This window comes from Flavobacterium chilense, from assembly GCF_001602525.1.
Classification (GTDB): Bacteria; Bacteroidota; Bacteroidia; order Flavobacteriales; family Flavobacteriaceae; genus Flavobacterium; species Flavobacterium chilense.
In genome coordinates, this window is record NZ_LSYT01000001.1 from 234,342 (window position 1) to 258,209 (window position 23,868).

Here is a 23,868-nt window from a genome sequence, read left to right on the forward strand (position 1 = left end):
AATTAAGCTTTTGAAATTTTTCCTGATCCGGAAACTTTTACATCTCTTTTTTCAGGGTTTCCTGTGTATTTGATATCTCCGGATCCAGAAACTCTCGCAGTTAAACTTTCGTTACAGTTTACACGGCTATTACCTGAACCTGAAACATTCACATCAACATTTTTAGATTTTAAATTTGCAGCATTAATGTCTCCTGAGCCCGAAAGTTTGGTTGTAAAATTATTTGTATTTCCTTTTAACTGTACATTTCCTGAACCACTTAAATTAAGTTCCAGATTATTAGAATCAACAGCTAAATCAAAGTTTCCGGATCCTGATAATTTAGCCAGAAATTTATCATTCTTGATGGTGTCTTTTGACTGAATATCTCCTGAACCGGCTAAACTTACTTCTGATATTTTTTCAAACGGAATGGTAATCTGGATTTTTTTACCCGCACTAGGTCTAATATTAGTGTTTTTTTCCACATATACTTTTAGTGTATTGTCTTCAACAACAACTTTTATTGAAGGCAATAGGTTTTCTTCACCTTTTACAATAATTTTTCCTTCTTTTCCTGATACTAAATCCACATCAAAAGACCCTGAAACCTTTATAGCATCGTAGTCAGAAGTTGTTCTTGTTTCGGTAACCACATTACCATTTCCGCTTATTTTATTATTTGATGACCATTGGGCATTTGCGATACAACTCATTAAAAATGCTCCGCAAACTAATAATTGAACTGATTTTTTCATCTTTTGATTGTTTTAAGGTTGTTATTTTTTAACTAAAGTTACATTGCCATAACTTGAATTGACAACAATTTTACTTTGTCCTTTTTTCTTATTGAAGCCACTTACTTTTTTAGATGAACTTTTAGTTTCAGTAACTAAAACGTCTAAAGAACTATCATTTTTAATACTTCCATATTTTGTATTGATATCAAAATCAAAAGCATAATTAGTATTATAATTTAACGTCATATTAGTATATGCTGTATTGAGCGTAACATTTTTTGGCTTTTCGTTCAAAGACTCAACATTTATTTTAGAGTAAGTAGTGTTAATGTTCAGGTCTTTGGAAATATCTCCAATAGAAACCGTCAAATAATTTCCGGACCCCTCAAGTGAGTTTACTTTTTGAAATTTAAAGGTACCATAGTTGGAATCGTATTTAATGTTTTCTCCATCTTGCAAGCTAATGTCAGTATAATTTGCATCAATGTTTAAATTCCCGGATTCATTGATTTTCAAACTAGAATAACGTGCTTCAATAGTACCATTTTTAATATAATCAATCGTAGAGTTTTGGCAATAACCAAGTGTGATTTTATTAGTACCACCATTCAGTTTTCCGCTTATTAGTTTACCATATTTACAGGAAATGTCAGTAGTTGACTCTAAATTTAGAGTTGTAATGTTGCCGTATTTATTATTAAGTTTTACGGTTCCGTTTTTTGGAAGTTTTATCACATAATTGATCTCAAAAAAATTACTGCTTCCTTTGCTTTTAAAAGACGAATTAGAAATGTTGGTAACAGCAGTAACTAATGATTTTAAAGCTGTAATATCTACATCAATACTGTTCAATTTGTCATTTACCCAGCTTTCATTTGTGCCGGTAACCTTAATTGTAATATCAAGATCTACTTTGTCTTCATCCCAGGTACTTACAGTGATATTACCATATTTATTGTCAATATCAATTCCCGCGTTTGAATTAACGATATAGGTTTTCTTGATGTTTTTTTGTTTTGAGATGTAATTATCATCATTTGAGAATCCTAAAAAAGGAATCAAAAGAAATAAAATAAGAATGTTATAATGTTTTTTCATGAGTTGAGTTTTTAAATTTTTCATTTTCTTCGATACGTTGCAAAACAGTTTGTAAAAAAGAGATACGCGTTTGTAAGTTGCTGATCATGGCATAAATAATTTGTTTGTTTTCGCCATTTTTCTGAACCTCTTTTAAGATTTTTGCATAATCGGCATCGAAGACTTTCATTTGTTTTAATGCGTCATTTATAATTTGTTCGTTTTCAGGCGAACTTTTTTCTTTTAATTTTACTAGCTCATTATCAATTAAGATACTAAAGATCGAATCGGTTCGTTTAGTTTCCTTAGATGCAAATTTGAATTGTTTAGGTTTTTGGGCATTATTATAAAATAGAGAAACACCCAGTAATACTACAATTGAAGCAGCAATTGCCCAGACAGCATAATTTTTTTTCTTAGGCTGTTTTTTATTTAATTTGTTTAAGAAATCAATTTGGTGATCAGGATTTAATTCCTGCACATCCCATTGATTTTCAAATTTTTCAAATAATTGATCTAAATCGTCATTTTCCTTTTTCATATATCTAATATTTATTATTCAGAATTGATACTAAACAGGCTTTTTTGTTTGTTCTTTGTGCGCACAAAATTCTTCGCAATTGCCTTTTCATATTTCTTCTAATTTTTTTCTTAAGCCTTCCTTTGCTCTGCTTAACGTAGTTCGGCAATTTGCATAACTAATATTCAGGATTTCGCTAATTTCTTCCTGATCATAACCTTCAATGTAAAAGAGCGTCAAGACCATACGGTAATTATCCTTAAGGTTTGAGATGCAATCTAAAACCTGTTTTACTTTTAGCGAATTCAAATCTAAATTTTCAGTAAATAAACTGTCATTCTCTTCTATCTTATAAAGAGTCTTACTCAGATCTTCTACCTGAAAAGCGTTATTCTTTTTATAAAAATCAATACTGTAATTGATAATTATTTTTTTTAACCATGCCCCAAAAGCCACTTCTTGTTTGTAGTCATTTATTTTTGTAAAAGCCTTTAAAAAACCTTCCTGCATGACGTCTTGTGCAAAATGTTCATCTTTTACAATGCGATAAGCCACATTGTACATTGCTTTACAGTAACGATTGTAAACTTCGAATTGAGCCTTTTGATTGTTTTCTTTACAAAGCGTGATTAATTCTTCGATATTTTGGTTAGTTATACTCAAGTAATAGTTGCTAGTTTTTTATAATGACTTTACTTTTTTTGGTTTGTTACAGTTTTGATGAAAAAAATATAATTTTTTCTAAAAATAATGTTTTTCCGGAGTTTGTTGGTTTTGTTTGCTCAATTTCAAAACTGTCTTTGTTGCTTTTGGCATAATGATTGCCTATTTTTACCGCCTATCATGAAATGAAACACCTGAGCTGGTTTTATTGAAAATTAAGCAATGAGGAGTTACATTTGAAGTTAGGATTTAAAATTTAATGACAAAACGACTTATATATTATTATGTCAAACCATAAAATACTTACAATTGACAATCTGTCACTTCAGGAATTCGATTCAGAGGCAGAATTAATTCCATTATTAACTCCGGAAGACGAAGAAGAAATGAATAACGAAGAACTTCCAGTTTCGTTACCCATTTTACCTTTAAGAAATACCGTTTTATTTCCGGGAGTTGTTATTCCAATTTCAGCCGGAAGAGATAAGTCTATAAAACTAATCAATGATGCCAATGCAGGCGGAAAAATCATTGGTGTAGTTTCACAGATTAATGAAGAAGATGAAGATCCGTCAAAAGATGATATTCATAAAATAGGGACAGTAGCGAGAATTCTACGTGTTTTAAAAATGCCTGACGGAAATGTTACGGTTATTTTACAAGGAAAAAAACGTTTTGAAATCGACGAAGTAGTTACAGAAGAACCTTATATCAATGCAACCATTAAAGAAGTTTCAGAAGAACGTCCGGATGAGAACGATACAGAGTTTACAGCTATTTTAGATTCAGTAAAAGAACTGGCTATTCAGATTATCAAAGAAAGTCCAAATATTCCGTCAGAAGCTACTTTTGCTATTAAAAACATTGAAAGCCAATCGTTTCTAATCAATTTTGTTTCTTCTAATATGAATTTATCCGTAAAAGAAAAACAAGGTTTGCTATCTATAAACGGATTAAAAGAAAGAGCTCTTGAAACTTTACGTTATATGAATGTAGAGTTGCAGAAATTAGAATTAAAGAATGACATTCAGTCAAAAGTTCGTTTTGATTTAGATCAACAGCAACGTGAATATTTTCTTCATCAGCAAATGAAAACCATTCAGGAAGAATTGGGTGGCGTTTCGCAGGAAGAAGAAATGGATGAAATGGGACTGAAGGCGAAAACCAAAAAATGGGACGAAAAAACGCAGAAACATTTCGAAAAAGAATTATCAAAAATGCGCAGAATGAATCCGCAATCACCTGATTTTGGTATTCAGCGTAATTATTTGGAGTTGTTTTTAGAATTGCCTTGGGGTGAATATTCTAAAGATAAATTCGACTTAAAACATGCTCAGAAAATATTAGATAAAGATCATTTCGGACTTGAAGAAGTTAAGAAAAGAATGATCGAACATTTGGCAGTATTGAAACTTCGTAACGATATGAAATCGCCAATTATTTGCTTAACAGGACCTCCGGGTGTTGGTAAAACCTCTATTGGACGTTCTGTAGCCGAAGCTTTAGGACGTGAATATGTTCGTATTTCTTTAGGTGGTTTACGTGATGAAGCAGAAATTCGCGGACATAGAAAAACCTATATTGGTGCTATGCCGGGAAGAATTATTCAAAGTTTAAAAAAGGCAGGAACTTCAAATCCGGTTTTTATTTTAGATGAGATTGATAAATTGTCAAGCGGTAATAGTGGCGATCCGTCTTCTGCTTTATTAGAAGTTTTAGATCCGGAACAAAACAATGCTTTTTATGATAATTTCCTTGAAATGGGGTATGATTTATCTAAAGTAATGTTTATTGCTACCTCGAATAACATGGCAGCAATTCAGCCGGCTTTGCGTGACAGAATGGAAGTAATAAAGATGTCAGGTTATACTATTGAAGAAAAAGTAGAAATTGCAAAAAGACACCTTTTTCCAAAACAACTAGAAGCTCACGGTTTAACAGCTAAAGATTTGACCATTGGCAAAAAACAACTGGAGAAAATTGTAGAGGGTTATACACGCGAATCAGGAGTTCGTAATTTAGAAACTAAAATTGCTCAGGTTATTCGTAACGCCGCAAAATCTGTAGCGATGGATGAGGAGTATAATAAAAAAGTTACAGACGAAGATATTGTTAAAGTTTTAGGGGTACCAAGATTAGAACGTGACAAATACGAAAATAATGATGTTGCCGGAGTTGTTACAGGTTTAGCCTGGACAAGCGTAGGCGGAGATATTTTGTTTATTGAATCTTTAATTTCTGAAGGAAAAGGTTCTTTGACGATTACCGGAAATTTAGGTAATGTTATGAAAGAATCAGCAACAATTGCTTTAGAGTATATTAAAGCAAATGCTAAGAAACTAGGATTAGATACTGCATTGTTTCAAAAATACAACATTCACCTGCATGTTCCGGAAGGAGCAACGCCAAAAGACGGACCAAGTGCGGGTATCGCAATGTTAACTTCTTTGGTTTCATTACTTACTCAGAAAAAGGTAAAGAAAAGCCTTGCTATGACCGGAGAAATTACGCTTCGCGGAAAAGTATTACCTGTAGGCGGAATTAAAGAGAAAATTTTAGCAGCAAAAAGAGCTGGTATCAAAGAAATCATTTTATGTCATGAAAACAAAAGTGATATTGATGAAATCAAAGCAGAATATTTGGAAGGTCTTACTTTTCATTATGTAAAAGAAATGAGTGAAGTTCTGGCTTTAGCTTTAACAGATCAAAGTGTTAAAAATGCCAAAACACTGAAATAAGCTATTATTAAGAGCTTTTAAATCTAAAATCCAAATTCCAATTTTTAACTAAGATTGGGACTTGGATTTTTTTTTTATTGGAATTTAACTTTAATTTTATTTTATCCGTTATATAATTTTATCTTCGCATTTGCGTTATCCCCATATAGGAATCGCCCCAAAAGCATGTTAAAACGATTGGTTTTACTTTTTTTTATACTAGTTTGTTCGGTTTCTTTCGGACAAATTGGTGGACGCTACACCTATCAGTTTCTTAATTTAACGTCTTCACCAAGGCAGGCAGCGTTAGGTGGAAATATAATAACGATTTACGACGAAGATGTCAACCAGGCAATGTCTAATCCGGCAGTTTTAAATGAAGATATGGACAATCATCTTGCAATGAATTATGGGAGTTATTACGGAGAAGCTTCTTACGGAACTGCTTCTTATGCTTATACTTACGACAGACACGTGCAAACATTCTATGCCGGAGTGAATTATGTGAACTACGGTTCTTTTGACGGATATGATGAAAATGGTCAGGCAACATCGAATTTTACAGGAAGCGAAGGCGCATTATTATTGGGATACGCTTATAATGTTCCTTTTACAGATTTACATATTGGAGCTAATGTTAAGTTAATATCTTCGACCTTAGAGAGTTATAATTCTATTGGAGGTGCAATTGATTTAGGTTTTTTGTATGTAATTGAAAAAAATGATGTAAATTTGGCGCTGGTAATTCGTAATATTGGAACTCAGTTTACAACTTATTCAGGTATATATGAAAAATTACCATTTGAAATCACTGCTGGTGTCTCACAAGAATTAGAGCACGTACCCATTCGCTGGCATCTTTCGTTAGAAAATTTGCAACAATGGAATCTCTCTTTTTCCAATCCCGTTCGTGGGGGAACCAACATTGATGGATCAACAAGTAACGAGAAAGTTTCGTTTGTTAATAATGCATTGCGACATGTTGTTTTTGGAGTGGAGCTTTTCCCCAAAAAAGCATTTAATTTGCGTTTAGGATATAATTTTAGAAGAGGAGAAGAATTAAGAGTGGAAGATCAGCGTAATTTTTCAGGAGTTTCATTAGGATTCGGTTTGAAGATGAATAGATTAAAATTTAACTATTCGTATTCTAGATATACATTGGCGGCAAATACAAGTCTTTTTGGTTTAACTTTAAATTTTCAATAGTTGTATGAAGATATTTACTCTATTTTTGTTCATGACTATGGGTGTTTTTACGGGAGCAAAACACTATTATAAAGAAGAGTCTACTATTACAGATGCTGAAATTGAAAGAATTAACAGCAGAATAGAAGATATAAAAAATACGATTAGCGTTGATCACAGATACAACACTAAAATCGCTTTTTTGGTAGATATGAAAATACCATCGGGTAAAAATCGCTTTTTTGTTTACGACCTGGAGAATAACAAAATTATCGATCAGGGCTTAGTAGCACACGGCTCAGGCTCAGAAACCGGAGTTAAAGGAATGCTTAAGTTTAGCAACTTGCCAAATTCTAACTGCACAGCTTTAGGAAAATATGCAATTGGTAAAACTTATAAAGGTATTTTTGGAAAAGCTTATAAATTAGCCGGGCTTGAAGAAACTAATAACAATGCTTTGCAAAGAGCGATAGTACTACATTATTATTCTGCAGTACCTTGTGATGAGCAGGATTATTATATCAGCAACAGTCACGGTTGTCCAATGGTTAATGAGCAGTTCTTTAAACGAATTGAAAAAATAATTGATAGTTCTAAGTCGAATATTATTTTAGATATTTATTACTAAGAAAACTTCCAGATAAAATAAACCTATTTTAACTGCTACAAACATTCTCCAGACACAGGAGATTACTTTGATATGTGGCAGTTATTCTTTTTATATTCAATTTTAATTCACAATAATTTAATTACAAGTATAATATGAAGAAGATCTTTTTTGTTTTTCTTTTGATAATACTTGTTTTTATTGGATATAAAATTGCTTTCAATAGCTGTAATTTTTCCTTTTCAGAAACTAAAAATATCGATGCTTCTCAGATTGAAGCAGTAAAAAAACTAGTTCGCAGCAATCAAAAATACAATAACAGAATTGCTTTTTTTATTGATATGAAAATACCATCCGGTAAAAATCGCTTTTTTGTTTACGATTTAAAATTAAATAAAATTATTGATAAAGGATTAGTTGCTCATGGCTCCGGTTCTGAGACTAAAATCAAAGGAAAATTAAAATTTAGCAATGTTCCAAATTCGCTAAGTACTTCATTAGGCAAATATTCCATAGGAAATTATTATTACGGAAAGTTCGGAAAAGCTTATAAACTTTACGGCTTAGACGACACCAATAGTAATGCCTTTAATCGAGATATTGTGTTTCATTATTATTTTGATGTTCCGTATAAAGAACAGGATAACTATATTTGCAATAGTTATGGCTGTCCAATGGTAAGCAAAAAATATTTTGAAAGAATAGCAAGAATAATAGACCAGTCTAAATTGCCTATTGTGATGAATATTTACTACTAAGGTAATACCGTAACAATTAATAAGGACTAAACTTAAAATATAAAAAATTGAAAAAAATTACCATTGCAATTGATGGGTTCTCATCAACAGGAAAAAGCACTTTAGCAAAACAATTAGCAAAAGAGCTTGAATATGTTTATGTGGATACCGGAGCGATGTACCGTGCTGTGGCTTATTTTGCCATGCAGAATCAGTTTATTGGAACTGATTTTTTTGATAAAAAAGCCTTAATTGTGTCCTTACCAAAAATTCAGTTAGAATTTAAATTTAATACAGATTTAGGTTTTGCTGAGATGTATTTGAATGGAGAAAATGTTGAAAAACAAATCCGTACCATCGAAGTTTCAAATTTCGTAAGCAAAGTAGCGGAAGTTTCTGAAGTACGCTCAAAATTAGTTGAGCAACAACAGGAAATGGGAAAAAATAAAGCTATTGTTATGGATGGCAGGGATATAGGAACAGTTGTTTTTCCGAATGCCGAACTTAAAATATTCATGACTGCAAGTGCCGAAACCCGTGCGCAAAGACGTTTTGATGAATTACAACAAAAAGGCGATAATGTTTCGTATGAAGAAGTTTTAAAAAATGTTGTCGAGAGAGATTATATAGACACACACCGTGAAGATTCTCCTTTGGTGATTGCTGATGACGCTATTGAAATAGATAATTCTTACTTAAATAAAGAAGAGCAATTCGCAGCAGTATTAGAATTAGTAAATGATGTTGTTAAAACAGTTTAATTTTTTGTAGATATCATTTTTAATGGTAGTTTTACCGCTTCATTTTTACTTTAAAGACAATTTCATCATATGGGAATTAAAAATAGGTTGATTATAATGAGCTTTCTTCAATTTTTTGTTTGGGGAGCCTGGCTTATAACAATTGGAAATTATTGGTTTGGTACTAAAAATTGGGAGGGAACCCAATTTGGTCTTGTTTTCGGTACCATGGGAATTGCTTCTTTATTCATGCCTACATTAACGGGGATTATTGCTGACAGATGGATAAATGCTGAAAAATTATATGGTTTTTTGCATATCGTTTATGCAGTAGTTTTGTTTAGTATTGCTCATGTAACAACACCGGACAATTTTATTTATGTAATGTTTGCTGCAATGTGTTGTTATATGCCAACAATTGCATTGAGTAATTCGATTTCATATACATCACTTAAACTAAACAATAAAAATATAGTAAAAGATTTTCCGCCTATTCGTGTTTGGGGAACTATCGGTTTTATTGCTGCGATGTGGATCACAAACTTAAGTGGAAGTAAAGCCACTGAATACCAGTTTTATATTGCCGGGGTAGGAGCTTTAATCCTTGGAATTTATGCTTTTACATTGCCAAAATGTAAACCACAACGTTTAACTAAAGAAGATGCTTCTTTGGTAGAAACTCTTGGATTAGAGGCTTTTAAATTGTTTGGAAATTATAAAATGGCATTGTTTTTTGTGTTCTCTATGTTTTTAGGAGGAGCGCTTCAGTTAACAAATGCTTATGGAGATGTTTTCCTGGATGAGTTTAAACATTTTCCAAAATATGCAGATTCGTTTGTAATTCAGTATTCGACTATTATTATGTCAATTTCTCAAGTATCTGAAACTTTATTTATTCTGGCAATTCCGTTTTTCTTAAGACGTTTTGGAATTAAACAAGTTATGTTGATTAGTATGCTGGCTTGGGTTTTACGTTTCGGATTGTTTGCTTTTGGAGATCCAGTAGGAGGATTGTGGATGATTATTCTTTCTTGTATTGTATACGGAATGGCATTTGATTTCTTTAATATTTCAGGTTCTTTATTCGTAGAAAGCAATACCGATTCTAAAATTCGTTCATCAGCACAAGGTTTGTTTATGATGATGACCAATGGAGTAGGAGCTGTTTTAGGAAGTTTAACTTCTGGTTGGGCAATTGATCGTTTCTTTACAAAATCGTTTACTAATACAACAGAATTAGCGGGATTTTTACAAACAGATGCTTCAAATTCTAAAATGTTGGAATTTGTAAAAGGACAAGGAAATTCAATTTCTGCAGAAGGGATTTTTACAAATCCAATCTTAATGAAAGACTGGCATACTATCTGGTTGTCATTTGCAGCTTATGCATTAGTTATAGCAATTGCTTTTGCAGTTTTATTTAAGCATAAACATGACCCGAAGGAAATTGAGAATTTGAGTCATTAAGACAAAAGTTTTGCTTTTATATACTAAACCCGACACGTTTTTAAAACCTGTCGGGTTTATTGTGTTGTCTTTTATTATAATAATCCAGTTTTGGTAAGTTGATTAAATTTAATTCGAAATACTATCTAATATAGGAATGCTTATAGAAGGGTCTTTACGGTAATATTTTATAAATATTCTTTTATTGATACACCAGTGATCGTCTTCACATTTTTTGTAGAGTCTACTAGGTATCACTTCGTTGTTATAAATATCACCATCAACGCTATAATGGTATTTTAAATAATAATTAGCTAATCCTATTTCGTAATAATCAGTAATATATCCGGATGTAATCATTGTGGACGAATCTATTTTCTTACGATCGTCGTACTGCTTATAAGTTTTTTTTAAACTAAAGAATATTGATATAATAATAAGAAGCAATACAGGAATACTGATTTTTTTTTGTTTTTTCTTTCATTTTTTAATGAGCTTGTCTTTCTGGTTTTTGTGAAAGCATTCTGTTTTCTGTTCTATTTCGTCGAGTCATAAAGTCATTAAGTAAAAATAAAGAAAAACATTTCTATTTGGATGTCAAAGTTTTAAACTTTGACAAAGATAGTCACGAATGGCAAACCCTATAGTCCCAAAGCTTCGGGATAAACCTGTTGGATTTTTTACAATAAGTGCTTGAAAAACTAAAAAGATCAAATCTAGCCCCGATTATTTCACTTGATTTTTATTTTAATTGGAGTTCAGTGGATTTCATTTGAGCCAGTATTCTTTTTCTAGTTTTTTGGACGGAAAAAGAATACTGGCAAAAGCGAGACTGAAGTTCTTGAAAAGTCTTACAAGATCTGCTTTTGAACAATTGACTGATAATCATTTAGAATTGTTTTGTTATTATAAATATTTGTAGTAATTTTGCAAACCTTTTGGCAAAGAAGAGTTTCCTTTAGGTATCAACTATTTATGTAAAACAACTTCTGTATTTTCTACTGCTTTATGAAACTCGAGGAAAACAGAATACAAATTTTTTATCAGCATGTCTGAACAATTAAAATCACAAGAAGAGTTTTTAGCAAATTTTAACTGGCACAACTTCCAAGAAGGAATTGATGCAGTTGATGAGAAAAACTTACAAGAGTTTGAAGAACTAGTATCAAAAACTTTCATCGCTACAGATCAGGAAGAAGTAGTTGAAGGAGTTGTTGTTAGAATTACAGATAGAGACGTTATCGTTGATATCAATGCTAAATCTGAAGGTGTTATTTCTTTAAACGAATTCCGTTACAACCCAAACTTAAAAGTAGGTGACAAAGTAGAAGTATTAATCGACATCCGTGAGGACAAAACAGGTCAATTAGTATTATCTCACAGAAAAGCACGTACTATCAAATCTTGGGATAGAGTTATTGCAGCTAATGAAACTGGAGAAATCGTTAACGGTTTTGTTAAATGTAGAACTAAAGGAGGTATGATCGTTGACGTATTCGGTATCGAGGCGTTCTTACCAGGATCTCAAATTGACGTTAAGCCAATTAGAGACTACGATGTATATGTAAACAAAATGATGGAATTCAAAGTGGTAAAAATTAACCACGAATTCAAAAACGTTGTTGTATCTCACAAAGCGCTTATCGAGGCTGATATTGAAGTACAGAAAAAAGAGATCATCGGTCAATTACAAAAAGGACAAGTATTAGAAGGTGTTGTTAAAAACATTACTTCTTATGGTGTGTTCATTGACTTAGGTGGTGTTGACGGATTAATTCACATTACTGACCTTTCTTGGAGCAGAATCAATCACCCAAGTGAAGTTCTTGAATTAGACCAAAAATTAAACGTTGTAATCCTTGATTTCGATGATGAGAAAACAAGAATTCAATTAGGATTGAAACAATTAAACGCTCACCCATGGGATGCTTTAGATGCTAATTTAACTATTGGTGATAAAGTAAAAGGTAAAGTAGTTGTAATCGCTGATTACGGTGCTTTCATCGAAGTTGCAGAAGGTGTTGAAGGTTTAATCCACGTTTCTGAAATGTCATGGTCAACTCACTTACGTTCTGCTCAGGACTTCGTGAAAGTTGGAGATGTTGTTGAAGCTGTTATCTTAACTTTAGATAGAGATGACCGTAAAATGTCATTAGGTATCAAACAATTGACTCAAGATCCATGGACTGATATTACTTCTAAATACCCAGTAGGTTCTAAACATACAGGTATCGTTAGAAACTTTACAAACTTTGGTATTTTCGTAGAATTAGAAGAAGGAATTGATGGATTAATCTACATTTCTGACCTTTCTTGGACTAAGAAAATCAAACACCCATCTGAATTTGTAAATGTTGGTGAAAAACTTGATGTAGTTGTATTAGAATTAGATGTTGAAGGACGTAAATTATCTTTAGGTCACAAACAAACTACTGCTAATCCTTGGGATCAATACGAAGATTCTTTCGCTGTAGGAACTATCCACAATGGTGAGATTTCTGAAATCGTTGACAAAGGAGCTACTGTAGAATTCGGAGATGATATCGTTGCTTTCATTCCAACTCGTCACCTTGAAAAAGAAGACGGAAAGAAATTGAAAAAAGGTGATACTGCTGATTTCAAAGTAATCGAATTCAACAAAGAATTCAAAAGAGTAGTTGCTTCTCACACTGCTATCTTCCGTGAAGAAGAAGAGAAAAACGTGAAAGCTGCAACTGAAAATACTTCATCTAACTCTACTACTAATGCACCAGCTGCAACTTTAGGAGATAACAATGATGTATTAGCTGCATTAAAAGCTAAAATGGAAAAAACTGAGAAAAAATAATTCTTAGTTTCCTCTAAATAGAAAGTCCCACAGCAATGTGGGACTTTTTTTTATCCCTTTTTTTGATTTTAAGATATTTTAACAAATAAAGTTGTGTTATTGTCTTAAAAAGTTATTTTTGTATGAAAATACCACATATGAAAAAACTTTACTTTTTACTTTTATTATTTTGCTTCTTTAATTTAGGCAATGCCCAAATTATCAATATTCCAGATATTAATTTTAAAATGAAATTAATAGCACTTAATGTGGATACAAATTCTAATTTTCAAATAGAGGTTAGTGAAGCCTTAAGTCTAAATTTTTTAGATTTAAGCAATTCAAACATTAGTTCTTTTGAAGGATTAGAAAATTTTGTCAATCTCGAATATTTAAATTGCAGTAATAACCCAATAAATAGGGATATTGATTTTAATAATTTAAAAAAACTAGTTTATTTAAATTATTCTTCTATTCAATCAAAAAGATATTTAAAAATTACAGGTCTACCAAATTTAGCTACCTTACGAATTGAAGGTCTTACAAACTTAGAATTTTTGGAATGCACAGGTAATCCTAAACTTACAACATTAAGTGTAAATGGAGCTGTAAATCTAACCGAAATGTTGGCTTCAAATAATGCTTTGACATCGTTAGAGATTGAAGGATTAACAAGTTTAAAAAAACTATATTGTCAAGTTAATAAATTAGCAACATTAAATATTGACGCTTTAACTAATCTTGAAGATTTAGAATGCGGTGGTAATTTATTAACATCACTAAATTTAACCCAATTAACGAATCTTAAAGGACTGGGATGCAGTAATAATAAACTATTTAAATTAGATGCCAGCAATTTATCAAACCTTACAACATTAGATTGCAGTTTCAATGAAATTTTTGAGTTAAAATTGAATGGAATAAATAATCTTAAAAATCTAAATTGTCAGTCTAATCAATTGTCAGCTTTAAGTTTGAATAATTTAACAAATTTAGAATCTCTTTGGTGCGGTGTAAATCAATTGCAACAATTAGATCTAAATGCTTTAAAAAAACTTGTTGATTTAAGATGCGCTGCCAATCAATTTTCATCTTTAGATTTAAAAGGATTAACTAATATTACAATTTTTGAATGCTATCTTAATCAACTTAAAACTTTAGAATTAAGTGATTTAAAAAAAATAAAGCGCTTAAGATGCGATCAGAACCAGCTTAATACATTATTCATTAAAAATGGCAGTAATGAAACAGAGCTAAATTTTTCAAAAAATCCTGACCTAAAGTATATTTGTGTAGATGAAGGGCAACTTTCTCAAGTTCAGGATCTTATAGATAGCTATGGTTATACTAATTGCAATGTTAATGCATATTGCTCTTTTAATCCGGTCGGAGAATATTACACTATTCAAGGGGATAGTAGAGTAGATGAAGATAACAACGGTTGTGATAGTCAAGATTTAAGTTTACCAAATTTAAAGTTTAATTTATCTGATGGAACTAGCAGTTCTGGTTTTATTGCCAATGAAAATAATTATTCTATTTCTTTACCAGCTGGGTCACACGTTATAACTCCTGTTTTAGAAAATCCTGCATACTTTTCTATTTCACCATCTGTTGTAAATATTAATTTTCCATCGCAGGTGAGTCCATTGAATCAAAATTTTTGTATTACACCAAATGGACGACATTCCGATTTAGAAGTAGTCATTTTGCAAATCAATGCTGCAAGACCAGGATTTAATGCTACATATAAAGTTATATATAAAAACAAAGGAAATACAATTCAATCTGGAACAGTAAATTTAACTTTTGATGATTCTGTTTTAAATGTGATTTCAGTAAAACCGTCGGCATCTTCTCAAACCATGAATGTTCTATTGTGGGAATTTTTGAATCTAAAACCATTTGAATCTAAGGAAATTACTTTAACAATTAGAATAAATTCACCAACAGAATCTCCTGCTGTAAATAATGGAGATATTTTAAAATTTACAGCTGCTGTTTTATTGCAGGAAAATGATGAAACGCCAACAGATAATGCATTTACATTAAATCAAACAGTTGTTGGTTCTTATGATCCAAATGATAAAACTTGTTTGGAAGGTTCTGTAATTACCTCAAAACTAATAGGGGAATATGTGCATTACATGATTCGTTTTGAAAATACAGGAACATATGCGGCTCAAAATATTGTGGTGAAAGATATGATTGATCCAAATAAATTTGATATTTCAACCTTGATTCCAACCAGTTCAAGCCATTCTTTTGTTACTAAAATTTCAGAAGGAAACAAAGTGGAATTTATTTTCGAAAACATAAAACTTCCTTTTGATGATGCTAATAATGACGGTTATATAGCTTTTAAAATCAAAACAAAACCTACTTTGCGAGTTGGAGATACATTTACTAATGAAGCCAATATTTACTTCGACTACAATTTTCCAATCTTAACCAATAAGGCGACTTCTAAATTTGAAACAACATTAGGAACGTCAGATTTTGAGTTTTTAAATTATTTCACGTTGTATCCAAATCCTGCAAGTGATATTTTGAATATTAATGCTAAACAAGATATCGAAATACAATCATTAGCAATTTATGATGTTTTAGGACAATTAGTCATTGCGGTTCCAAATGCAAAATTGGTTTCTAATATTGATGTTTCAAAGCTTAGAACTGGTAACTATTTTGTAAAAGTAAAATCAGATAAAGGAAGTTCGAATATAAAATTCATTAAAAAATAGCAATTTAAATAAAAAAGTCCCGCTGCAATGTGGGACTTTTTTATATTTTTTTGTTTCAGGATTTAAGTTCTAGTTTTGGCCCGACTTTAAATTTTCAAAACCTTTTATCTATTACATTTTTCCCAACTGTGCTTAATCAAAGAAAATAGATATCAGAGCTAAGACAATCGTTATTATAAAAAGGTTAATTATTTGCAGCCAACAATTCTGTTTCTTCAGGAGTATAATAATCTACAATAGAATAAGAGTTTATGCCTGCTATTTTCATTTCATCCAAAATTTCAACTAAATTACCATAATTTGAGTTTTTACTTGGTTTAATGATAACTGTAACTCCTCGACCAGGCTTGCCACGTTGATATGAATATTCCAGCACTTTTTTATTTCTTTCTACTAATTCTTTTCTAATGCCATTTTTTCCATATTCTACTTTTCTTGGTGCTTGAATAGGAACAAATAATAATCCGGAATATGTAATTATTTTATTATTATCATCTAAAAGGACTGTCATGAATCTGTTTTCATCTGGCATATAACACCCATAGAATAGACGTTCATTACTACAGCCAGGTAAATCATAACTCATTACTTTTGGCTTTGCTAACTCTATAGTTACCATAAAAAATATAATCAATAAAAAAGAAACACTGACCATTGCAGTTAAATCAACTTTTGAGTTTAATTTTTTGCTTCGAACTTTTTGAGATAAATTATTCATGAATTTAAGTTTAGGTTAATCTGAATTATTTTGAAGCTAAAAGTTTTGTTTCTTCTGGTAAAAAATCATTTACAATTACATAAGTCTCAATATTTACAATTGCCATTTCGTCCAGAATATCGATTAGATTTTTAAAATTACTTTTTTTGCTAGGTTTTATTATCACAATTGGACCATTTTTAGGCCTTCCCAGCGCTGAAGAGTATTCCAAAATTGTTTTCTTTTGACTAAAAAGCTCCTTTCGAATTCCATTTTTTCCATAGTTTACTTCTTTAGGATCTTTTATAGGGTTAAACAAAAAACCTGTATATGTAATAATTTTATTATTTTCATCCAATAGAACTGTTATGGTACGTTCATAACCACCGCCACCACAAACGATAACATGATTCCATTCTTCATCAATATACTTTTCTGGTAAACTTAAATCCATGGATTTAGGTTTAGCTAATTCATTTACAAGCATAAAAAATATAATCAGCAAAAAAGAAACGCTGACCATAGCTGTTAAATCAACTTTAGAAGTCAACTTTTTGCTTCTAACTTTTTGTGATAAATTTTTCATGTGGATTGATTTGTTAGTTTGAAGCTAATAATTTTGATTCTTCAGGAGTGAATTCATCTACAATTGTATAAGACTGTATATTCGCTAGCCTCATTTCTTCTAAAATATCTACTAAATTTCCGTAATTACTTTTACTAGATGGTTTTATAAAAACAATTACACCTCGATTTGGTTTACCTATAGCAGCAGAATACTCAAGGATTCTTTTATTAATATGTTGAAGATCGGTTCGAAAACCATTTTTACTGTAATTAGTTTTCTTTGGATTTTCTTTTGGACTGCTTAATAAACCTGCATATGTTATTAATTTATTATTATCTGCTAAAAGTACAGTATAAAAACGATCTCCTGTATAACATCCGATAGACCGTTCGCCACCGCATCCTCGATATCTATCAGGTAAGTTTAAGGAAATAGTTTTTGGCTTCGATAATTCACCTACAAGCATAAAAAATATAATCAGCAAAAAAGAAACGCTGACCATAGCTGTTAAATCAACTCTTGAATTTAGCTTTTTGCTTCTTACTTTTTTAGGCAGATTTTCCATAATGAAGTATTTTTTTTTACTAAATGTAATAATAAATTTAACACAGTTGAACTGCTAATTTTAAAAATAATCAAAAATAATTTTAGGGACTAAAGGCTTGTTTTACAGGAGTATTTGAAGATATTATAACTTTTTTAAATATTTTTTGAAGATTTAATAAAACCAAAACAATTATTACCGCGTAAATGAGCTTATAACTTAAAATAATTAATTATGAAAACTAGAAAATTTTTAGCCGTAGCAATCTTAGCATTAGGATTTGGATTTACATCATTTGCACAAAAAACTGTAATGGTTGGTGGAGCTGCAATGTACCCAAATAAAAATATTATTGAAAATGCTGTAAACTCAAAAGATCATACTACACTAGTAGCTGCTGTAAAAGCTGCCGGATTAGTTGAGACACTAGAAGGAAAAGGACCATTTACCGTTTTTGCCCCAACAAATGCAGCATTTGACAAATTACCAAAAGGAACTGTTGAAACATTGTTGAAACCAGAAAACAAAAAAATGCTTCAAACAATCTTGACTTATCATGTTGTTGCAGGAAAAATGAATGCTTCTGATATTGCTAAAGCTATTAAAGCAGGAAAAGGAAAAGCAACTCTTAAAACTGTAAGCGGCGGAACTTTAACTGCCTGGATGAAAGGAAAAGATTTATACATCAGCGACGAAAGCGGAAACAATGCTAAAGTTACAATTGCAGATGTTAATCAATCTAATGGTGTAATTCATGTAGTTGATACTGTATTATTACCAAAAAAATAATAAGTATCGCAAGATCAAAAAAAAGTCCTGTATTGCAGGACTTTTTTTATTTAGTTGAGATCTTAAAATTTATCGTTTAGCTGTCAATGTTGATCCTGCAGATGCTATAACAACGCAAATAACAGCCAAAATTTCATAGATGTTTAAACGTTCCTGTAGAAAAATAAAAGCACAAATAGAGGCCGCAGCAGGCTCTAAACTCATTAAAATACTAAAGGTTCGAGGCGGAAGTTGTCCAAGAGCTTTCATTTCTAGTGTAAACGGAATTGCACTTGACAAAAGAGCCAATGCGATTCCCATTCCAAATAATTTGGGAGTAAGATTAGCCAATCCGTTTTCGTAAAAACCAAAAGGCAAAATTAAAATTGCCGCAAATAACATTCCGGTTGAAACAGCCTGACCGCCGTTCATAATCTGAGAAATTTTTCCACCCAAAACAATATAAGCTGCCCAAAGAGCACCAGCCAAAAGTGCAAAAATAACTCCTAGTGTATCTACACGATCATTTGTCCACGGAGCAATTAAAACAATTCCGGTTGCTGCGAGCAAAACCCAGCAATAATCGATTAAACGTTTTGAACCAATTATAGCGACCAATAAAGGACCAATAAATTCCAGCGTTACAGATAATCCAATAGGAATTCGTTCTATCGCCATATAAAAAATTAAATTCATGGCCCCCAGACATAAGCCATAAGGAGCAACTATTTTCCATTGTTTAGGAGTAATCGCTTTTAAGTTTGGCCGATACGCTATTAATAAAATAATTGCCGAAAGCCCAATTCTTATAGATGCTGTTCCTGCTGCTCCAATAGCAGGAAATAAACTTTTCGCGATTGCAGCCCCGCATTGCACGCTGATAATTGACAGAAGCACAGCATAAACAGGAGGTAAATTGAAATTTTTGTTTTTCATGAGAAATAGAAATGAGATAAGAAATTCATTTCTAATAAAAAATCCCTTATCTCTTAAAGTGTTTGTTGAAATTAGTTTCAACGATTTATCAATAAGATATTTTTTATTATCCTAAAGCGCGTTTCGTTACATAAGCACGATAACCAATAATAGCCATTTGCCATTTTTTTGCTTTTGAAATATCTAAACCTTGCTTCGTAAAACTAGGTAAAAGTGCTTTGTTTATCCGGGCTAAAATCTTATACATAGTAGGTTAATTTTCCTCAAAGATATAAAAAAAAGACTTTGCGGTCCGGCAAAGTCTTTTCTGTTGTTTTTCAATGTAATAAGTATGAAGTTGTTTCACTTTTTAAATTAAGTTTTTATAAGCATCATTTTCTGTATTTATGATATATTTTTAAACTTTAATTCAATTGGTTTCATTCTTTATTTAAACTGTTTTTTGGATATAAAAAAAGCAGGAAGAAGAGTGCTTTCTCTTTTCCTGCTTTTTCTTTTTTTGTTTATTAACGGAGATTGATTTACAATTTTCTAATTAAGATTTTTTACTTTCTTTCTCCATTTTTTTTAATTCCTTTTCATAAAGTTTCATATCCTTTTCATGTTGTTTCATGTCTTTGTTATGCTGCTTCATGTTTAGTTCGTGTTGTCTCATATCAATTTCATACTGCTTCATATTCACTTCTAACTCTTTTGAATCTTTGCCATATTTTTGTTGCATGTCTACATTAAATTTTTCCATTTCTGAATTAAATTTTTCCATTGCAACTTCATATTTAGCCATTTCTTTTTCAAAAACAACTTCTTTTTGAGACATTATTTCTTCCATTTGTTTTTGGTAAGCAGCCATTTTAGGTTCAATCGTTTCCATTTTCTCTTGAAAACTAGCCATTTCTTTTTCAAATTTAGCCATTGCTGCTTTATCTCTGTGATTTGTAGGAGGTACAGGAGGTTTTGGCATTTTAGACATTTCTACAGGCGGAGCTGGAGGAACTAATCCATTAGAAAATGTTGGCGGCATTGGCGGAGCAGGAGGTACGGGTGGAGCAACATTAGGATTAGAAATACCAGGCTCATGCATATCGGCAATGCGATTATCAATAATCATCGGTTTTTCGGGAGCTCCGTCAGCAATAAGCTCAATCTTTTTTGAACCGTTATCACCAGATCTGATAACAATTCCGCAGCTTTTTATAGGTTTGCTGCCTTCGATATGAATCGTTTGCGACTCTTCGTTTCCTCTTTGAATATCTACTTTAATAGCGGTTAGTTCTTTTTGAGTGTTTCTTTTTACATTAGAAATAACAACATCTATATTGTGGTTTTTCTTTACTTTTTCAGCAATTTCTTTTAATTCCTGATCTGTTGTGTTCTTTTGAATTTTGTAAACATCAACTGGATCTTTCTTTTCAGTAACTTCCTGATTTTCTTTTCTTTCTTTTTCCTGCGCGATTGTTTTTATTTGAAATAAAAGCACAAAAGCTATAAGTGCCGGAATTATGGCATAATATTTCCAGTAATTTCGTTTTTTTGATTGATTTTTGTTCAACATGACGATTCGTTTTTTGATTAATGATTGATAAAAATGATTGGTTATAGCAACACAATTTTCATGTGTTGTAATTTTCAAAAGCGTGTATTGGTACGCTTTTTTATCTGATATTTTCTTGGCAGCTTCACTATCTGCAATAAATTCAAGATTTTGCAAAATGGCTTTTTTGTATAACCAGATAATAGGGTTGAACCAAAACAAGACACAGAATACTCTTGAAATCAATACATCGACTGTATGATTTTGATCGCTGTGTACTTTTTCATGTTCAATAATGTTTTCTAATTCTGAGCTTGTATACATTGATGAGTTGTATACGATATAATCAAAATAAGAAAATGGAGCAATATTTTCGTTAATATCGATAAATTTAAAATCAGCTTGTTGTTGTACCTTTTTACCTTTTAAGACAGAGTTTAAGCTATAAAAGTCAAGAGCAAATTTTACAACCAAAGCCAGAAAACCTAAAGCATAAACTGCCAGAACAACATAATTCCAGTTTATCTCAAAAGTTTCATTTGGAATATGCTGTGGAACATAAACCGGAGAGTAGTTTAAGGGTGAAGCGGAATTTACTGCAATTTCCGAAGAAATAGGAGCAGGCTCGATCCAAACAACTTTCGTATAAACCAAAAAAGGTAAAATGACTGAAGTAATTAATCCGGCTAATAAAAACCATCTGCTGCTGCTAAAAAAGGTTTCCTTGCGAAGTAAGAAATAATAGGCACAATAAAAAAGTACTAATAATCCGCTTGATTTTGCGATAAAAATGAAAAGTGTTTCCATGATGATTATTTTTCTTCAGTTGGAGATTCTATCATAGCTAAGATTTCGCGTAATTCTGCTGCTGAAATTTTTTCTTCTTTGGCAAAAAATGAGACCATATTTTTATATGAACTATTAAAATAATTATCTATCGCAATATTCATATATTTTTTGCTATACACTTCTAAAGTAATTATTGGGTAGTACTGATGTGTGTTTCCAAAAGCATTATGTCCTACAAAGCCTTTTTCTTCCAGATTACGCACAATAGTAGACAGTGTATTGTAATGTGGCTGATCTTCGGTAATCTCTGCCTGGATTTCTTTTACGAATGCTTTATTGAGCTTCCATAAAATATGCATGATTTCCTCTTCTTTATTCGTTAGCTTTTGCATTGTATCTTTTATTAAAATTGAAAACCTTCTATTTGTAAGTCTCGATTTCAATTACACCATTTGCGCCTTTATCTCCATATTTTGTAATTGCATCAGTTCCTTTATATACATGCATAGTTTTAATATGACGTGGTTTAAGATCTTCTAGATTATAGCCGCTAGACATTGTTTTTCCATCAATAATGATAAGTTTATCCCCGTTGATTTCAGCTTTACCTGAATTTGAGATAATAATTTTTGGACTTGTGCCTGAAGATGTACTTATAGTAGTAACATCGTTATTATTGTTTGTGGTTATAACAGTGCTAACACTTGTATTAGTATCACTATTAGTTTTTGTACTAGTAAAAGAATCAATGTTAACATTGGTATCGGTTTTAGAGTTTGGATTGTTAGTAATAATAATATTTGAATTAGAAGATTGATCAGGTTCAGTGTCTGAATCTACAGTTGTGATTTTTTTGCTAATGGCAACTTTAGAACCTTTAGAAGTTTTTTCATTTTCAAAAGTTTGAATGCCAATTTTTTTCTTTCCTTCTTTGTCGGTAATAACAATTACACCAAAATCCTGAATAACATTTTTCCCGGCGTTTTGAATAGATTGCGCTTGTTGTATACCATTCTTTACATCAACTCTGATAGAAGTTAAATTATTATTAGCATCTCTTTTAATTTCCGAAACTTCAAAATCAACATTATGAATCGATTTTAATTTTTCTTTGATTTCTTTTAGTTCAGCATTTGTCGAGTTTTTCTTGATTTTGTAAACGTCTACAGATTTATTTTCTCCTGAAACTTTTACTGTTTGTTGTTTTTCTTTGGCAATTACTTCAACCTGGAATAGAATAACAAAAGCAACAAGAGCTGGTATTACAACGCCAAATTTCCATGAATTTCTCTTTTTTGATTGATTTGTGTTTAGCATAACGATTCGTTTTTTGATTAATGATTGATAAAAATGATTGGTGATGGCAACACAGTTTTCATGTGTTGTTATTTTTAAAAGTGCGTACTGATACGCTTTTTTGTCTGATATTTTTTGTGCAGCTTCATTATCAGCAATAAATTCAAGGTTTTGCAGAATAGATTTTTTGTAAAGCCAGATGATAGGATTAAACCAAAACAATACACAAAATATTCTGGAAAGTAATACATCAATAGTATGGTTTTGCTCGCTATGCACTTTTTCATGTTCAATAATACTTTCTAATTCTGATACGCTGTACAGTGATGAGTTGTAAACGATGTAATCAAAATAAGAAAAAGGAGCAATGTTTTCTTTTACATCAATAAATTTAAAATCGGCTTGTTGTTGGATTTTTTTACCTTTTAAAACCGAATTAAGACTGTAGAAATCAATAGCAAATTTTATTAGTAAAGCCAACAAAACAATGCTATAAACGGCAACTAAAACAATGTTCCAGTTGATAGTAAAAGCTTCCTGTGTATGATTTTGAGGTGTGTATATTTGATAATTTTCCAAAGCTGGAGCAGGATCTATCCAGACAGTTTTAGTATAAACAATAAAAGGTAAAATTACTGATGTAAACAAACCAGCCAGTAAAAACCATCTGTTACTATTAAAAAATGTCTCTTTGCGCAGTAAAAAATAATAAGCACAATAAAACAATAATAGTAATGCGCCAGATTTAATGATGTAAATAAAAAGTGCTTCCATAACG

21 protein-coding genes are annotated in these 23,868 nt (G+C 31.3%); 9 read left to right on the top strand and 12 right to left on the bottom strand.

Translation table 11 applies throughout. The features are described from left to right. Positions 1 to 2 precede the first annotated feature (2 nt). The 4 genes from A4F88_RS00830 to A4F88_RS00845 all read right to left on the bottom strand — a co-directional run bounded on the left by A4F88_RS00830 (position 3) and on the right by A4F88_RS00845 (position 2,979). Positions 3 to 737, bottom strand: coding sequence for a head GIN domain-containing protein (locus A4F88_RS00830; protein ID WP_068840646.1), 735 nt, complete (start codon positions 735 to 737; stop codon positions 3 to 5). A gap of 21 nt (positions 738 to 758) precedes the next feature. Next, the gene (locus tag A4F88_RS00835) at positions 759 to 1,817 is read right to left on the bottom strand and encodes a DUF4097 family beta strand repeat-containing protein (RefSeq protein WP_068841422.1); all 1,059 of its coding nucleotides are present in this window, start codon (positions 1,815 to 1,817) and stop codon (positions 759 to 761) included. Then, the gene (locus A4F88_RS00840; protein WP_068840647.1) at positions 1,801 to 2,337 is read right to left on the bottom strand and encodes an anti-sigma factor; all 537 of its coding nucleotides are present in this window, start codon (positions 2,335 to 2,337) and stop codon (positions 1,801 to 1,803) included. Before A4F88_RS00840 ends, A4F88_RS00835 begins: the two co-directional genes overlap by 17 nt. Before the next feature lie 87 nt (positions 2,338 to 2,424). Then, complete coding sequence (locus A4F88_RS00845) at positions 2,425 to 2,979, bottom strand: RNA polymerase sigma factor (protein WP_068840648.1); 555 nt, start codon at positions 2,977 to 2,979, stop codon at positions 2,425 to 2,427. Positions 2,980 to 3,263: 284 nt separating this feature from the next. Here A4F88_RS00845 and lon point away from each other — a divergent pair, with 284 nt between their 5' ends. The 8 genes from lon to A4F88_RS00885 all read left to right on the top strand — a co-directional run bounded on the left by lon (position 3,264) and on the right by A4F88_RS00885 (position 15,961). Beyond that, positions 3,264 to 5,717 (top strand): endopeptidase La, encoded by a 2,454-nt coding sequence (gene lon / locus A4F88_RS00850; RefSeq protein ID WP_068840649.1) that lies wholly within the window; start codon positions 3,264 to 3,266, stop codon positions 5,715 to 5,717. A 165-nt stretch (positions 5,718 to 5,882) separates the two neighbouring features. Next, positions 5,883 to 6,902: a type IX secretion system protein PorQ gene (gene porQ / locus A4F88_RS00855; RefSeq protein ID WP_068840650.1), complete on the top strand. Its 1,020-nt coding sequence runs from the start codon at positions 5,883 to 5,885 to the stop codon at positions 6,900 to 6,902. 4 nt (positions 6,903 to 6,906) lie between these two features. Further along, positions 6,907 to 7,509 carry a murein L,D-transpeptidase catalytic domain-containing protein gene (locus A4F88_RS00860; RefSeq protein WP_068840651.1) on the top strand — a complete coding sequence of 201 codons (603 nt, stop codon included), beginning with the start codon at positions 6,907 to 6,909 and terminating at the stop codon, positions 7,507 to 7,509. A 134-nt stretch (positions 7,510 to 7,643) separates the two neighbouring features. Next, positions 7,644 to 8,246 carry a murein L,D-transpeptidase catalytic domain-containing protein gene (locus tag A4F88_RS00865; RefSeq protein ID WP_068840652.1) on the top strand — a complete coding sequence of 201 codons (603 nt, stop codon included), beginning with the start codon at positions 7,644 to 7,646 and terminating at the stop codon, positions 8,244 to 8,246. 47 nt (positions 8,247 to 8,293) lie between these two features. Next, positions 8,294 to 8,986, top strand: coding sequence for a (d)CMP kinase (gene cmk / locus A4F88_RS00870; protein ID WP_068840653.1), 693 nt, complete (start codon positions 8,294 to 8,296; stop codon positions 8,984 to 8,986). Between the two features lie 69 nt (positions 8,987 to 9,055). Next, on the top strand, positions 9,056 to 10,432 hold the full coding sequence (locus tag A4F88_RS00875; protein ID WP_068840654.1) for a nucleoside permease: 1,377 nt from the start codon (positions 9,056 to 9,058) through the stop codon (positions 10,430 to 10,432). 1,027 nt (positions 10,433 to 11,459) lie between these two features. After that, positions 11,460 to 13,238 carry a 30S ribosomal protein S1 gene (gene rpsA / locus A4F88_RS00880; protein WP_068840655.1) on the top strand — a complete coding sequence of 593 codons (1,779 nt, stop codon included), beginning with the start codon at positions 11,460 to 11,462 and terminating at the stop codon, positions 13,236 to 13,238. Positions 13,239 to 13,360: 122 nt separating this feature from the next. Next, positions 13,361 to 15,961 (top strand): DUF7619 domain-containing protein, encoded by a 2,601-nt coding sequence (locus A4F88_RS00885; protein ID WP_245178994.1) that lies wholly within the window; start codon positions 13,361 to 13,363, stop codon positions 15,959 to 15,961. A 184-nt stretch (positions 15,962 to 16,145) separates the two neighbouring features. Here A4F88_RS00885 and A4F88_RS00890 read toward each other — a convergent pair whose 3' ends face one another. Genes A4F88_RS00890 through A4F88_RS00900 form a run of 3 tightly spaced genes read right to left on the bottom strand, consistent with a single transcriptional unit; the run spans position 16,146 to position 17,791 of the window. Next, on the bottom strand, positions 16,146 to 16,679 hold the full coding sequence (locus A4F88_RS00890) for an ExbD/TolR family protein (protein WP_068840657.1): 534 nt from the start codon (positions 16,677 to 16,679) through the stop codon (positions 16,146 to 16,148). A 25-nt stretch (positions 16,680 to 16,704) separates the two neighbouring features. Then, the gene (locus A4F88_RS00895) at positions 16,705 to 17,244 is read right to left on the bottom strand and encodes an ExbD/TolR family protein (protein ID WP_068840658.1); all 540 of its coding nucleotides are present in this window, start codon (positions 17,242 to 17,244) and stop codon (positions 16,705 to 16,707) included. A gap of 13 nt (positions 17,245 to 17,257) precedes the next feature. Further along, complete coding sequence (locus A4F88_RS00900) at positions 17,258 to 17,791, bottom strand: ExbD/TolR family protein (protein WP_068840659.1); 534 nt, start codon at positions 17,789 to 17,791, stop codon at positions 17,258 to 17,260. A 213-nt stretch (positions 17,792 to 18,004) separates the two neighbouring features. On the opposite strand from A4F88_RS00900, the gene A4F88_RS00905 reads away from it, so the two are divergent. Further along, positions 18,005 to 18,559: a fasciclin domain-containing protein gene (locus A4F88_RS00905; RefSeq protein WP_068840660.1), complete on the top strand. Its 555-nt coding sequence runs from the start codon at positions 18,005 to 18,007 to the stop codon at positions 18,557 to 18,559. Positions 18,560 to 18,628: 69 nt separating this feature from the next. On the opposite strand, the gene A4F88_RS00910 is transcribed toward A4F88_RS00905, so the two are convergent. From A4F88_RS00910 to A4F88_RS00930, 5 genes are all read right to left on the bottom strand, one after another. Next, a complete protein-coding gene (locus A4F88_RS00910; RefSeq protein WP_068840661.1) occupies positions 18,629 to 19,474 on the bottom strand; it encodes an EamA family transporter in 846 nt (281 codons plus the stop codon). 106 nt (positions 19,475 to 19,580) lie between these two features. Further along, positions 19,581 to 19,721: an SsrA-binding protein gene (locus A4F88_RS00915; RefSeq protein WP_068840662.1), complete on the bottom strand. Its 141-nt coding sequence runs from the start codon at positions 19,719 to 19,721 to the stop codon at positions 19,581 to 19,583. Positions 19,722 to 20,009: 288 nt separating this feature from the next. Further along, on the bottom strand, positions 20,010 to 21,812 hold the full coding sequence (locus A4F88_RS00920; RefSeq protein ID WP_068840663.1) for a M56 family metallopeptidase: 1,803 nt from the start codon (positions 21,810 to 21,812) through the stop codon (positions 20,010 to 20,012). A gap of 5 nt (positions 21,813 to 21,817) precedes the next feature. Further along, entirely contained in the window at positions 21,818 to 22,186 is a 369-nt protein-coding gene (locus tag A4F88_RS00925; protein WP_068840664.1) for a BlaI/MecI/CopY family transcriptional regulator, read from the bottom strand. Between the two features lie 28 nt (positions 22,187 to 22,214). Further along, entirely contained in the window at positions 22,215 to 23,864 is a 1,650-nt protein-coding gene (locus tag A4F88_RS00930) for a M56 family metallopeptidase (RefSeq protein WP_068840665.1), read from the bottom strand. Between the last annotated feature and the right edge of the window lie 4 nt (positions 23,865 to 23,868).